General features: G+C 68.6%; 14 protein-coding genes, 2 tRNA genes and 1 pseudogene. 11 read left to right on the top strand and 6 right to left on the bottom strand.

What is annotated here, in order from left to right; translation table 11 throughout:
* From GJ632_RS22130 to GJ632_RS12120, 4 genes and pseudogenes are all read left to right on the top strand, one after another.
* Positions 1–415, top strand: a pseudogene (locus GJ632_RS22130) (hypothetical protein); the annotation flags it as partial.
* Complete coding sequence (locus GJ632_RS12110; RefSeq protein WP_191453049.1) at positions 415–729, top strand: hypothetical protein; 315 nt, start codon at positions 415–417, stop codon at positions 727–729. The pseudogene GJ632_RS22130 and the gene GJ632_RS12110, both read left to right, overlap by 1 nt.
* Positions 730–735: 6 nt before the next feature.
* Positions 736–3,006 carry a type B DNA-directed DNA polymerase gene (locus GJ632_RS12115; protein WP_191453050.1) on the top strand — a complete coding sequence of 757 codons (2,271 nt, stop codon included), beginning with the start codon at positions 736–738 and terminating at the stop codon, positions 3,004–3,006.
* Positions 2,982–3,617, top strand: coding sequence for a uracil-DNA glycosylase family protein (locus GJ632_RS12120; protein ID WP_394328058.1), 636 nt, complete (start codon positions 2,982–2,984; stop codon positions 3,615–3,617). Before GJ632_RS12115 ends, GJ632_RS12120 begins: the two co-directional genes overlap by 25 nt.
* A gap of 5 nt (positions 3,618–3,622) precedes the next feature.
* Here GJ632_RS12120 and GJ632_RS12125 read toward each other — a convergent pair whose 3' ends face one another.
* Positions 3,623–3,856, bottom strand: coding sequence for a hypothetical protein (locus GJ632_RS12125; RefSeq protein ID WP_089807459.1), 234 nt, complete (start codon positions 3,854–3,856; stop codon positions 3,623–3,625).
* A 72-nt stretch (positions 3,857–3,928) separates the two neighbouring features.
* On the opposite strand from GJ632_RS12125, the gene GJ632_RS12130 reads away from it, so the two are divergent.
* The 3 genes from GJ632_RS12130 to GJ632_RS12140 all read left to right on the top strand — a co-directional run bounded on the left by GJ632_RS12130 (position 3,929) and on the right by GJ632_RS12140 (position 5,235).
* Positions 3,929–4,690 carry a DUF2064 domain-containing protein gene (locus tag GJ632_RS12130; protein ID WP_191453052.1) on the top strand — a complete coding sequence of 254 codons (762 nt, stop codon included), beginning with the start codon at positions 3,929–3,931 and terminating at the stop codon, positions 4,688–4,690.
* Positions 4,691–4,731: 41 nt separating this feature from the next.
* Positions 4,732–4,813, top strand: a tRNA-Ser gene (locus tag GJ632_RS12135).
* A gap of 98 nt (positions 4,814–4,911) precedes the next feature.
* Positions 4,912–5,235 carry a DUF5785 family protein gene (locus GJ632_RS12140; RefSeq protein ID WP_191453053.1) on the top strand — a complete coding sequence of 108 codons (324 nt, stop codon included), beginning with the start codon at positions 4,912–4,914 and terminating at the stop codon, positions 5,233–5,235.
* Between the two features lie 51 nt (positions 5,236–5,286).
* On the opposite strand, the gene udk is transcribed toward GJ632_RS12140, so the two are convergent.
* A complete protein-coding gene (gene udk, locus GJ632_RS12145; protein WP_089807452.1) occupies positions 5,287–5,940 on the bottom strand; it encodes a uridine kinase in 654 nt (217 codons plus the stop codon).
* Positions 5,941–6,159: 219 nt separating this feature from the next.
* Between udk and GJ632_RS12150 the strand changes: the two genes are divergently transcribed.
* A complete protein-coding gene (locus GJ632_RS12150; protein ID WP_089807450.1) occupies positions 6,160–7,482 on the top strand; it encodes an ABC transporter substrate-binding protein in 1,323 nt (440 codons plus the stop codon).
* 115 nt (positions 7,483–7,597) lie between these two features.
* Complete coding sequence (locus tag GJ632_RS12155) at positions 7,598–8,467, top strand: hypothetical protein (protein WP_343161147.1); 870 nt, start codon at positions 7,598–7,600, stop codon at positions 8,465–8,467.
* 87 nt (positions 8,468–8,554) lie between these two features.
* On the opposite strand, the gene GJ632_RS12160 is transcribed toward GJ632_RS12155, so the two are convergent.
* From GJ632_RS12160 to GJ632_RS12175, 4 genes are read right to left on the bottom strand one after another with little or no spacing between them, the layout of a single operon-like run.
* The gene (locus GJ632_RS12160) at positions 8,555–9,310 is read right to left on the bottom strand and encodes an ABC transporter ATP-binding protein (protein WP_191453055.1); all 756 of its coding nucleotides are present in this window, start codon (positions 9,308–9,310) and stop codon (positions 8,555–8,557) included.
* Positions 9,307–10,161, bottom strand: a complete 855-nt coding sequence (locus tag GJ632_RS12165; protein WP_089809155.1) for an ABC transporter ATP-binding protein — start codon at positions 10,159–10,161, stop codon at positions 9,307–9,309. Before GJ632_RS12165 ends, GJ632_RS12160 begins: the two co-directional genes overlap by 4 nt.
* Entirely contained in the window at positions 10,154–11,521 is a 1,368-nt protein-coding gene (locus GJ632_RS12170; protein WP_089807443.1) for a branched-chain amino acid ABC transporter permease, read from the bottom strand. The genes GJ632_RS12165 and GJ632_RS12170 overlap by 8 nt, the downstream gene beginning before the upstream one ends.
* Complete coding sequence (locus GJ632_RS12175) at positions 11,518–12,624, bottom strand: branched-chain amino acid ABC transporter permease (RefSeq protein WP_089807441.1); 1,107 nt, start codon at positions 12,622–12,624, stop codon at positions 11,518–11,520. The genes GJ632_RS12170 and GJ632_RS12175 overlap by 4 nt, the downstream gene beginning before the upstream one ends.
* Positions 12,625–12,815: 191 nt before the next feature.
* Here GJ632_RS12175 and GJ632_RS12180 point away from each other — a divergent pair, with 191 nt between their 5' ends.
* The gene (locus tag GJ632_RS12180) at positions 12,816–13,319 is read left to right on the top strand and encodes an N-acetyltransferase (protein ID WP_089807439.1); all 504 of its coding nucleotides are present in this window, start codon (positions 12,816–12,818) and stop codon (positions 13,317–13,319) included.
* Between the two features lie 14 nt (positions 13,320–13,333).
* Positions 13,334–13,407 (top strand) — tRNA-Thr (locus GJ632_RS12185).
* The last annotated feature ends 22 nt before the right edge of the window (positions 13,408–13,429 follow it).

Here is a 13,429-nt window from a genome sequence, read left to right on the forward strand (position 1 = left end):
GGCGACGCCGCGGACGGCGCTCGTCGTCGTCCCGCGCCTGCCGTCGCTGTACCGCGACCCGGACCTGCCCGAGGCGGCGGCGGACCGCCTGTTCGACGCCAGTCTCGCCGTCCTCCGCGAGTTGGCGGATGCGCTGGACGTGCGCGTCCTCGTCACCGCCGATGGGGCGGACGACGGTCTGACCGACCGGGTTCGGGAGGCGGCCGACGACGAGGTGGTCGTCCGCCGCACCGGGATGGGCCTCGCCTTCGAGGGCGACTCCGTCCGGAGCGACGTCTACTGGCACGACGACTGGTGGCAGACGACGATTCCGTACTGGGTCGAACTGTGCGGCGTCGCGCCCGACGACGCGGACGCGGTGGCGGCCGACGGGCCGCGCGACCCCCTGCAGTCGTGGCTCGGCGGGGCCGTCTGATGGGCCGAACGAACCCCACCTACCGCGACGCCCTCGACCGCTACGAGGCGTCGTGGTCGGCGTACCGGCGGACGCTCAGGGCGGCGCACCGGCCGGACTTCGACCGCTTGTTCGACCGGGCCGCCGAGTTCGCCGCCGCCTCGGGCCAGCAGAACCCGACGGACCCGCACCGGACCGTCGTCGTCTCCGTCCTCCTCTCGCAGGAGCGCGAACTGCGACGGCTCAGAGAGCGCGTGTCGGCCCTCGAAGCGGCCGACCGAGACCCCGACGACGGGGAGCCACAGGCGGCGGACGGACCGAGGGGAGCGGAGTGACGACCCGTGCCGTTCGCCTTCGACTTCGAGGACGGCGACGTGGTCGAGTGGTCTCGCACCGCCGACGGCGTCGCGTCCGCGCGCGTCACCGACTACGCGCCGACGCTCCGCTTCGCCGGGGCCGAGGCGGCACTCGACGAACTCGAAGCGCGCGTGCGCACGAGAGACAGCGTGGCGTCCGTCGGTCGGGAACGGAAGTACCTGCGTCTGGACGCCGACGAGCGAGCGGAGGTGCTCCGGGTGGAGGCGACGGACCCCCGGGACGTCCCCGACCTCGCGGCCCGGATTCGGGAGTCGTCGCTCGCGGACCTCGCTCCGGGCGCGGTCCGCGCGTACGACGTGGACCTCGACCCGGGGTTCCGGTACTGCGTCGAGACGGGCACCTCGCCCGTTCCGAACGAGGGGTTGCGGACGCTCCGACTCGACCTGCCCGACCGAGCGCTCGCGGACGGCGACCTGTCGGAACTCGTCGTCGGGGGCGGTGACGACGCGCAGACGGACGCCGACTGCGACGCCACCGAGCGAGAACCGCCGACCGTCGCGTCCGACCGCGACGCCGTGGACGCGGCGGCCGCCCGCCTCGACGCCGTCGACCCGGACGTCCTCGTCGTCAGCGACGCGCGTCTCCTCCCTCTCCTCGCCGAGCGAGCGGTGGCGCTCGGTGCGGACCTCCCACTCGGGCGTCGCCCCGGACTCGAACGACTCGCGGGCGAGAACACCGTCGAGAGTTACGGCCGCGTCCGCCACTCACCCGCCCGCTACGACGTGCCGGGACGGGCCGTCGTCGACGCCGGGGGCAGTTTCCTCTGGAACCAGTCGCGCCTCGACGGCCTGCTGTACCTGGTCGAACGGTCGTGGCGACCCCTGCAGGAGACGGCGCGGGCGAGCATCGGGAGGGTGCTCACGTCGATACAGACCCGCGAGGCGCACGCCCGCGACGTTCTCGTCCCGTGGAACAAGTGGCGGCCGGAGGCGTGGAAGTCCGTCGACGACCTGCACGCGGCGGACCGCGGCGGCCTGACGTTCGACCCCGAGGTGGGCCTCCACGAGGACGTGGTCGCGTTCGACTTCGCCTCGCTGTACCCGCGCATCATCTGCGACCGCAACGTCAGTCCCGACACCGTCCTGTGCGACTGCCACGCCGGGCGCGACGACGTGCCCGAACTCGGGTACGCCGTCTGCGACGAACGCGGCTTCCTCCCCGACGTGCTCTCGCCCCTCCTCGCCGACCGGCGGCGACTGAAGCGGACGGCGCGCGCGGCGGACCGCGCGGGCGACGAGGCGACGGCGACGGCCGCCCGACGGCGCGCGGGCGCGATAAAGTGGGTCCTCGTCTCCTGCTTCGGCTATCAGGGCTACCGGAACGCCAAGTTCGGCCGTATCGAGTGCCACGAGGCCATCAACGCCTACGCGCGCGACGTCCTCCTGCGCGCGAAGTCGATGGCCGAAGCGCGGGGCTGGCGCGTCGTCCACGGCATCGTCGACAGTCTGTGGCTCACCCGCGACGGCGACGCGTGCTCGCCGGAAGCGCTCTCTGCGGCCGTCACGGACGCCGTCGGCATCCCGCTCGACGTGGAGGACCGGTACGACTGGGCGTGTTTCGTCCCCAAGCGAGACTCCTCGCGTGGGGCGCTCACGCGGTACTTCGGCCGCGTCGCCGACCGCGAGGAGTACACGGTTCGCGGCATCGAGTGCCGCCAACGCCGCACGTCCGCGTTCGTCGCCGACGCGCAACGCGACCTGATTCGGACGCTGGACCGCCACCGGTCGCCCGAGGCGGTCTGCGACAGACTCGGCCGGCACCTCTCGTCGCTCCGCCGCGGCGACGTGGACCCCGCGGACCTCGCTCCGCGACCGACGCCGCTCTCTCGGCGTGCCGACGACGTACGACCGGGACACCCTGCCCGCCGCCGCCGCGCGCCGGTCGGCCGACTGCGGCGTCCCGCGGGCGCCGGGCGAACGGGTCGGGTACGGTCGTCACCGACGACGACGCGTCCGGCGTCGCCCGCCTCGCTCTGGACTTCGAGGACCCCGCCGACTACGACGCCGACCACTACGCGGCGCGCCTCGTCCGCGCCGCCGAGAGCGTCGTCTCCCCGTTCGGGTGGTCCCGCGGACGGGTTCGACGCCACCTCCGGCCCGGCCGCGACACGACGCTGTCGGCGTTCGACTGACGGCGAGGAGTCCCGGCGCGCGCGTGTCACCTCGTCCCGAAGGGGGCGACTTTTCACCGTCGCGCCCGACGAACGGACGTGGACGCCGAACAAGACACACTAGAGAACCCGTTCAACATGGATTCCGACTGCGAGAACTGTCCGGGTCTCTGCGACGTTCGGTCGAACGTCGCGCACGGCTACGGCGACGTGGGCGGGGAGTTCCTGTTCGTCGGCGAACGGCCCAGCGACGGCGCGGACGACGTCGGGATTCCGTTCACGGGCGGCGAGGCGGACGAACGCCTCCAGCGAATCCTCGGCGACCTCGGGTTCGCGCGGTCGCCCCCCGACAGCGACCGGCCGGACCTCCAGAACGTCTTTCTCACCTACCTCACGCGGTGTCGACATCCCGACCGACGCCCGACCGACGAGGAGATACGCACCTGCGAACCGTACCTCAACGCGGAGATACGGATGATAAACCCCGAGATACTCGTCCCAATCGGCCAGCGGACGCTCGAATCGCTGGCAATCGACTACACGACGCGCGCGCCGGACAGTTTCGACGTCCGCGAGGAGCACGCGACGACGATTCGGGGACGGGGGTTCGAACTCGTCCCGATGCTGGACCTGGACGAACAGACCGAGGCGGACACCGAGGCGTTCGTCGACCACATGCTGGAGTCGGTGTTCGCGCGGGACTACCGGCAGACCAAGGGCCGCCGCGGTCGCTGACCGCGCTACGTCCGCCAGTACGGCGTCGCCGTCTTTCTCGCTGCCCGCGCGCCGTAGAGTACCATCCCGCCGACGGCGACGAGGAGCAACGCGCCGACGAGGAGCGCCCACGCCGCGGCGGCGAGGAGGAAGTATGCCGCGGCGACGACGCCGACGAGGACGACGACGACGGCGCCGAGACGGGAGAGCAGTCGGGTGAGACCGGAGCGTGCGAGTCCGCCCGCGGAGTCGGAAGCCATGGTTCGCTTTCGGACGGGAGGCACTTGAAGTGAAACGGCGAGTTGAAGGGTCACCCCGCCCGAGGGGGAGACATGACCGTCGTCGCTCTCATGGCCGACCCGCCGCGTCCCGGACTCGTCCTCTCGGAACTCGCCGCGACGAGTCCGCTGTCGGAGGCGGAGGCCGCAGACCTCTACGCCGCGATGCTGAAAGACACCATGGTCGCCGTCTCCCGGTCCGGCGGCGACCTGCTGGTGAACTACCGCTCGGAGGAACTGCTCCCCGAGGCGTACCGCGACGAGGAGGGAACGGCCGAGGCGGAGGTTCGGACGCTGGCCGTCGACGCGTTGGACGACCCCGACGAGGCGCGGTTCGAGGTGCAGGTGGGGTCGAGTTTCGACGCCCGCGCGGGCAACACGGTGATGCACCTGCTCCGCGACGAGGAGGTCCAGTCCGCGGCCGTCGTCCGCGGCGACGCCCCGTTCTTCACGCGCGCGAAACTGGACACGCTGTCGATGCAACTGCGCACGAACGAAGTCGTCCTCGGGCCGTCCACCGAGGGCCGAGCGTACGTCGCGGGCTTCACCGCCCCCATCGACTTCACCGACGCGTTCGCCACACCCGAACTGGAGACGCTCACCGCCCGCGCGAACGACGCCGACAACGACGTCGCCTTCTTGGAGATGCAATCGACGGTCCGGACGGGTGCGGACCTCCTGACGCTCGTGCCCGCCGTTCGGGCGCGCTGGCAGGCCGAGCGTCTCGTCCCCGGCCACACCGCCGAGTTCGTCGTCGAGACGGGCCTACGCGTGGTCGACGACGACGGGGAACCGACGCTGGTCCGCGAGGAGTGACCGACAAACCTTAGAACGGCCGCCGAGAACGTCGGTTCGCTGGTGGGATGGCAGAGTGGACTATTGCGCCTGCCTTGAAAGCAGGTGCCTTCGGCCTCCTGGGTTCGAATCCCAGTCCCACCGCGTTCTGCGAGTGACCCACGCGCCACGGCCACGTCGCCGGCGGCCGCCGCGCTCCGAAGATGCGTAACGGCTATGGGTTGGCCTTCCAACACAGGGATATGGACTGGCCACACGACCCCGACGGCGAGGACGGGAGTGAGGGGAAGCGCAAGTACGGGCAGGCGATCATCGCCAAGAAGATAGACGAAGAGGAGGACTTCCCCCTCTCCGTGGAGGAGTTCGTCGCCGAACACGGTGACGACCCGATTCGCATCGACTACGAGACGGTCGTCTCGCTCCGAGACATCTTCGAGGGCGTCGAGGGGGAGTCGTTCGACGCCTTCGTGCCGTTCCACAAGGCCGTCGGCAAGGCGATGCGCGAGAACGGCTACTGGTTCTACGAGGGCGCAGACCAGTTCGTCGACACGAAGAAGCGCGCCTGAGTCTCGGTTCGTACCCTTCTGCGAATCTCGGTGCCGGTCGGCCGCGCGCCGCTACTCCGCCGACGGCCGTTCCCAGTCGCGCGTCGCGTCGCCCTCGACTTCCGCCATCACCTTCTCCTCGAGGAGGTTCACGGCGACGCTGTTGGCTCCCTCCGGGATGATGAGGTCCGCGTGTTTCTTCGTCGGTTCGATGAACTGCTCGTGCATCGGCTTGACCGTCGAGAGATACTGGTCGATGACGCCTTCGAGGTCGCGGCCGCGTTCGATGACGTCGCGCTGGATGCGCCGGAGGATGCGAACGTCGGCGTCCGTCTCGACGTAGAGTCGGAGGTCGAACATCTCGTTGACGTCCTCGTCGTACAGCGCGAGGATGCCCTCGACGATGATGACGTCGGTCGGCACCACCGTCTCCGGTTCGTCCTTCCGGTTGTGTATCTCGAAGTCGTACACCGGCATCTCGATGGGTTGTCCCTCAAGTAGCGTGGCGAGTTGGTCGTGCAGGAGGTCCCACTCGAACGCCGAGGGGTGGTCGTAGTTGACCGCCTCCCGTTCGTCCAGTTCGAGGTGGCTCAGGTCCTCGTAGTAGTTGTCGATGGGGATGCGCGTGACGGACTCGCCGACGTTCTCCGTGATGAGGCGTGCGACGGTGGTCTTGCCCGCGCCGGTCCCGCCCGCGATACCGATGACGAACGACGGGATGGTCATCGGTGGAGAAGGCGTCCGAGGCGATTTGAGCGTGGCGATTCGCCGCCGCCGGAGGCGGGGTGTCCGCGAGCGAGCGTACCGCGCACCGATGAACCGGGCGTGTGTGAGAACGTCCTGCACTCGCTCAGCATCGGACAGCGGGGTTCATACCGTCGAAATCGCCCGGCCGCGGTCAGGCGAAAGGTAGATTTATAAACGGGTACTGCCTTTGCGTGTCACATGGCACGTGATATCGCACGCCGTGAATTTCTGAAGCGAGCGGGCGCAGCGAGTGCTGTGGGTGCAGCGGGACTGTCAGGGTGCATCGGAAGCCCCGGTGGGGGCGGCGGCAGCGGTCCGGACGGACTCGTCGTCATCGGCTACCCCGAGAGTGGGATTCAGCTGTTCCGCGACTACTACAGCCAGTCGGACGGCTCCGAGCAGATTCTCGTCCCGGACGGACTCCGCGACGGCGCGATGCCCGGACAGGTGGGCAACGACATGGCGAACGTCACCGGGACGGCCCCGGCGGCGGGGGGTCCGAACCAGGAGGCGTTCAACACGCTCTTCCAGGACGAGTACGGTGCGGCACCGGGTGTGTTCACCTCGCAGTCGTACGACTCCGTGGCACTCCTCATCCTCGCGAACGCCGCGGCGGGTGAGAACAGCGGTGCAGCGCTGAAAGAGCAGATGCGCCGCATCGCCAACCCCGGCGGCGACGAGTACGGTCCGGAGAACTTCGTCGAAGCGGTCGAAGCGGCCGCCAACGGCGACGACATCAACTTCCAAGGCGCTTCGTCCGCGACGAACTTCGACCAGAACGGCGACCCGGCCTCGGCCGCGTACGCCATCTGGGAGTTCGCGGGCACCGACTCCAGTTCGACCAACACGTTGGAGACGCAGAGCTTCGAGGGTTCGAACCCCGACGGTGCGGGCCCGTCGGCCGACAGCGGTCCGGGCGGGTCCGACCGCGAGATTTCGGTGGGGATTCTCCTCCCGGAGACGGGCGACCTCGCCTCGACGGGCGCGCCGATGATTCAGGCCGCGCAGTTACCGGCCATGCAGGTGAACGACGCAAACCCGGCCGGACTCACGGTCAACGCGCAGATAGAGGACACGCAGACGTCGCCCGACGCCGGCGTCGCGGCGGCCCAGTCGCTCGTCAGCGCGGGCGTCCCCGGCGTCTGCGGGACCGCCTCCTCCGGCGTGAACGTTCCCGTCTCCCAGCAGGCGTTCATCCCGAACGAAGTCGTCGGCTGCTCGCCGTCCTCGACGGCGCTGTCGGTGACGAACCTCGACGACAACGACTACATCTTCCGGACGGCACCGTCGGACCGCCTGCAGGGCCGCGTCATGGCGCAGGTCATGTCCGAGCGTCTGGAGGCGTCGAGCGTCGCGACGCTGTACGTCAACAACGACTACGGTCAGCAGCTGTCCGAGCGGTTCACGCAGGTGTTCCAGGACAGCTTCGACGGCGAAGTGTACAGCCAGACGGCGTTCAACATCGGCGAGTCCTCGTACTCGTCCGTCATCGAGACGGCGCTGTCCGGTCCGGACAACTGACGCAGCTCCGACTTTTCTTTCGACGCCGGCCGGCGAGCGACGGCGCCGACGCGACGCGCTGCCACCGTACCGCGTCGAGGCGGTCCGTGCGCGGAGTCACCACCGCGACGTGTCCGTGCGAGCAGAAGATACTCGGGAGTCGGGCGAGACGACCGACTCGATGCACCGACGCGCCCTCCTCGCGGCCCTCGGGTCGTCGCTCCTCGGTACCGCCGGTTGCCTGTCCGACGACGGAAGCGGCGGTCCGACGGCGACGGCGACGCCCACCGACCCGTCCCCGACGCGGACGACACACGAGCGGACCCGGACGACGGACCGGCAGACGGGGACGACCCGAGAGACCCCCTCGACCGGAACGCCGACCGGCGACGCGTACGTCGTCCCCGGCGCGAAGCGCATCCTCGGTCCCGCGGGTGCCGACGTTCGCAACGCGACGGACGAGGCGGCGACGGTCACCGTCGCCGTCGCGTACGAGGGCGACCGATTCTACGAGCGGACGTTCGACGTGGGGGCCGGGGCGGAGGCCGCCTCCGAGCCGATAGTCGCCTCGCACGCCACCTACGACGTGGTCGTCGAGACGGGCGACGGCCGGCGAACGACGTACGAGTGGTCGATACCCGAGAACTGGCACTGGCCGCGTCTGACCGTCCTCGTCGCCGAGGACGGGTCGGTCCGCGCCGGGTGCGCGTGGCCGAGCGAGCAGTCGGTCGCCGTCGAGAACGCCGACGGTTCGGCGCGCGACCTGACGCTGACGCTGTCCGGCGACGACGGGACTGTCGTCGAGACGGCCGAGACGGTACCCGCCGGGGAGGGGAGCGTCGCGTTCGACGTCCCCATCGGCGACGAGTACGACTTGCGCGTCGAGACGACCGACGGGGCCGACACCGCGTCGTACGTCGTCTGTTACTGCCGAACGACGCGCGCGACCGTGGAGATTCGCGAGGGTGTCCCCCACATCGACACCGTGCTGCCGGTGTGCGAGTGACGCGCGTAGGGGTGCAAGTGACGCGCGACGCGTTCGGTCGGTGAGGCGCCGTCGGGCGGCGCGTCGAAGAAGAGCCGCGTGCCGCGATTATCCGCCGAGGAAGTCCCGGCGAACCTGTTCGTCGTTCAGGAGCGCCGTCCCCGTGTCCACGTAGCGGTTCTCGCCGTTGGCGAGCACGTAGCCGCGGTCACAGCGCCGGAGCGCCTCCTTCGCGTTCTGTTCGACCATCAGCACCGCCGTCCCCGCCTCGTTTATCTCGTCTATCTTGTCGAACATCTCCTTGACGAGGTCCGGCGCCAGCCCCGCGGAGGGTTCGTCCAGGAGGAGCAGCGAGGGGTCCAGCATCAGCGCGCGACCCATCGCCAGCATCTGCTGTTGGCCGCCGGACATCGTGCCCGCCTTCTGTTGCTTCCGCTCTTCGAGGATGGGGAAGCGCTCGAACACCACGTCGAGGGCGTCCTGCGGCACCTCGTCGAGGATGTACGCGCCCATCTCCAGGTTCTCCTGCACCGTGAGCGTCGCGAAGATGTTGTCGTTCTGCGGGACGTAGCCGACGCCCTCGTGGATGATGTCCTCGGGACGCAGGCCGGTGATGTCCTCGCCCTCGAACGTGACGGTCCCGCCCATGTGGTTGGTGAGTCCGAAGACGGACTTCATCAGCGTGGACTTGCCCGCGCCGTTCGGACCGACGATGGTGACGTACTCGCCGTCGTAGACGTCCATGTCCACGTCGGTGAGTATCTGCAGGTCGCCGTAGCCCGCGTCGAGGCCGCGGACGCGGAGGAGTTCCGCTCCCTCGACGTCGGGCGTGGACTCCGTCGCGGCGGTGGCGTCGGAACTCATACGTTCCCCCCGAGGTAGGCCTCGATGACCTCCTCGTTGGATTTGATGTCTTCGGGCGTCCCCTCGGTGAGGACGCGCCCCTGATGCAGGACGATGACGTGTTCGCAGTTCTCCATGATGAGGTCCATGTCGTGTTCGACCAGGAGGAAGGTGTAGCCCTGCTCCCGCAGTTCGTGGATGTGGGTGAGCAGACGCTTCTCCAGCGACGGGTTGACGCCGGCGAACGGTTCGTCGAGCAGGAGCATGTCCGGGTCCGTCAGCAGCGCCCGGGCCATCTCCAGCAGTTTCCGCTGGCCGCCCGAGAGGTTGCCCGCGTACTCCTCCGCGATGTGGTCTATCTCGAAGAACTCCAGCACCTCCCACACCCGGTCGAGCAACTCCTCCTCCTGTTCGATGACGCCGTTGCGGACGCCGGGCGTGACCGACCGCCAGAGCTTCTCGCCCCGCTGGTTCTTCGGCGCGAGCATCATGTTCTCGAGGACGGTCATGTCTTCGAGTTCCCGGGCTATCTGGAACGTCCGGACGAGACCCTGATTGGCGATGGCGTGCGGTTCCATCCCGGTGATGTCGTCGCCGTTGAACGTGACCGTCCCCGCGTCGGGCTTTATCATCCCGGTGATGAGGTTGAACGTCGTCGACTTCCCGGCCCCGTTCGGCCCGATGAGTCCCGTCAGCGTCCCGTTCTCGACCTGGAACGTCGCGTCGTCCACCGCGGTGATACCGCCGAACGTCTTCCTGAGGCCGTCGACCTGCAGCGGATACTCGACCGACACGTCGGGCGAGGACGTGGCGTCTATCTCCGCCTCGGAGTCGAACTCGTCGGCCTCCGGTCCGCTCTCGGTCTCACTCATCGTCGTCACCTCCTTCGGTCGCGGCGTCCGTCGCGGGCGCCGCGTCGTCGACTTCGCCGCCGTCGGCGGCGGTGCGTCGGGCGTGTGCCGCCGTGAGCGGGATGCCCGCGGCCGTCTCCTTGCGGTAGCCGAGCATCCCCTCCGGGCGGTTGTGCATCAGCCAGATGAGGACGAGCCCCATGATGACGAGTTGGAGCTGTCGGATGCTGTCGATGGTGTAGAAGAACATCGGTGCAGGGTTGAGGTTCGAGATGAGCGGTGCGATGGCCGGGCCGAACCCGGACGGCGCGCTCGTCGACGGGAGCACCGTGTCGACGAGGTTCTTGAAGTACCGCGGCCCCTGGTAGAGCACCGCCGCGAAGACGGCGCCGCCGAGGACGCTCCCGGTGTTCGACCCCGCGCCGCCGATGATGAGCGCTATCCAGACGAAGAACGTGATGCGCGGCCGGAAGAAGTTCGGCGTCACCGCGCCCTGCGTCATCAGCCAGAGGATGCCGGCCAGACCCATCAGCGCACAGCCGAGCATGAACGACTTGATCTTGAACTGGTTCGTGTCCTTACCCAGCGAGTTCGCCACGTCCTCGTCCTCGCGGATGGCCTTGAGGACGCGGCCGAACGGCGACTCGCCCGTACGCTTCAGGAGCCAGAAGTACCCGGCGACGAAGCACAGGAGGACGAAGCCGTAGACCAGTCCGTCGACGACCGGTTTCGGGTTGTTCGGCACGACGACGGTGAACGCGTCGACGACGCCGAGGTAAGCGTTCCACAGCCCGAACGCCTGGAAGAACGCCTGTAGGGGGTCGGTGAAGTCGAGGATGAGCCCCGAGCCACCGCCGAAGCCGACGCGGTTGCCGAACAGTTGGAACCGCTGGAGGTCGTTCGACAGCAGACTGAAGCGGATTATCTCCGACATCGCGATGGTGACGATGGCGAGGTAGTCCGCCCGCAACCGAAGCGCCGGCAAGGCGACCACCAGTCCGAGCAGTGCCGCGGCGGCCATCCCGGCGACGATGCCGACGATGAGGGGGAGGCCGAGGCCGCCCACCTGCGCCGCGCCGCCCGCCTCGTACAGCGGTTTCGACACCAGCGCCATCACGTAGATGCCGATGGCCATGAAGCCGACGATGCCGATGTTGAACAGCCCGGTGTACCCCCAGTGGAGGTTCAGCGCCAGCGCCAGCATGGCGAAGACGCCGATGTAGAACGTCAGCACCGCGATGGTGTTGAGTTGGCCGCGGAGCGAGTAACCGAGGCCGACACCGACGAGGACGTACGCCGCGTACGTCACCAGCAAGACGGCGACGATGAGGCCCGCGTCGCCGCCGGGCATCCGGTCGGCGAGGTTCTCGCGAACGCTCATGCGGTGGACCTCCCGCTGAAGAGCCCGGACGGTTTCACGAGCAGGATGACGATCATGACGAGGAACGCCGCCGCGCGGGCAAACGCCGAGGGAATCCACAGCACCGACAGCGACGCCGTCAGACCGATGACGAGTCCGCCGGTGATGGCGCCGTAGATGGAGCCGATACCGCCGAGGATGACGGCGGCGAAGATGAGCAAGAGCAACAGCCAGCCGTCGTTGAAGCCGAGCGTCCCCTTCCAGAGGACGAACATGTAGCCCGCGACGCCGGTGAGGCCGCCGCCGATGATCCACACCGACCGGACGACGCGTTCGGTCGGAATCCCCGTGACGCGCGCGAGGTCCTCGTTGTCCGCCATCGCACGCATCGCCTTCCCCAGTTTCGTCCGCTGGAGGAGGAGGTGGACGCCGAGCATCAGTCCACCGGCGACGACGGCCAGCGTCAGGTCGTGCATGTTGATTCGGATGGCACCGTCGACGAAGTACACCGACAGCGCCGGCGGTTGCGCCGTGGTCCCCCGGACGCCCGACCCGAACACGAACTGCATCATGTACCGAAGCGCGAACGCGACGCCGATGCTCGTGATGAGAAGCGTGATACCGTCCTCGTCGCGAATCGGCCGGAAGACGAACCGGTCGACGCCCAACGAGAGCACGATGGCGAACGCACCCGCGACGACCAGGCCGCCGAGTACGGCCACCGGTGTCCCCGTGACGCCGATGCCGAGTGTCCCACCGAACACCGACCCACCGGCGCCGACGAGCATCAGCGCACCGATGTCGGCGCGTCCGAGTCCGGCGATGACGTACGTCGTCGCCCACCCGGAGAACGCGCCGGCGGTGATGTAATCGCCGTGCGCGAAGTTCGCGAAGTTCAAGATACTGTACGTCATCGACAGTCCGATACCCGCCAGACCGATCACCAGCCCACGCATCAGGCCGTCCCAGACCAGCGACCCCACGCCGCTGAACGTCGTCTGTCCGGTGGCGAGACCGACCAGAAGGTCTCCGAGAAGCAGCACCCCGACGACAGCCAACAGAAGCGCCCCCGGTCGGTCAACTGCGAGTCGGCGACCGCGCGAGTAGGTCTCAGCGATACCCATTGATAACTATCCTCACGGTATTCGCGGACGTGAAACGGTGATAAGTCTTTCTTCATCTGGCGAATGAACGGCGGGGTCGCCCGGAGTCGGAGGGCAGATGTGTGCACGATTGTGCACAGAAGTCGTCCGGCACACGAAATCGGACGGCGGCGGGGAGTAGTTCTTTCGCGTCGGAGGGCGAACGGCAGGTGATGGACGACAGCGACGAGCGTGCGGTTCGGGTCGGCCGGGCGGACACGGCCGAAGTCGAGACGCTCGCGGACCTCTGGGTCGAACTCGCCGCCGACCAGCGGTCGTACCGGTCGCATCTCCGAGCCGACGAGAACCGCGAACAGATTCGGGAGGCGATGGCGCGCCACGTCGTCACCGACGGCATCCGCGTCGCCCGCCTCGACGACGGCGTCGTCGGCTTCGTCATGTTCGGTCTGGAACGCGGCGACTACGAACAGGACGAGACGCGCGGCGTCGTCCGCAATCTCTACGTCGTCCCCGCTCACCGAGGGCGCGGCATCGGTTCCCGCCTCCTCGCCGCCGCCGAGTCGGTGCTGACGGACGCCGGCGCGACGCGCCTCTGCCTCGAAGCCATGGCGCGGAACGAACGCGCTCGGCAGTTCTACGAGCGACACGGCTACGACGTCCACCGGGTGGAGTTGGAGAAGGCGGTCGAAAGCGATACACACTCAAAGGAGGGCTGATTACTCGCACTCGCGCCAGGGGAGCATGGGCGGTTCATGCACTCGACTTGTAATCGAGACTTCGTGGGTTCGAATCCCACCCCTGGCTCTTTTGTCCGAGCGACAGCGAG

This window comes from Halogeometricum sp. CBA1124 (assembly GCF_009741955.1).
GTDB lineage: Archaea > Halobacteriota > Halobacteria > Halobacteriales > Haloferacaceae > Halogeometricum > Halogeometricum rufum.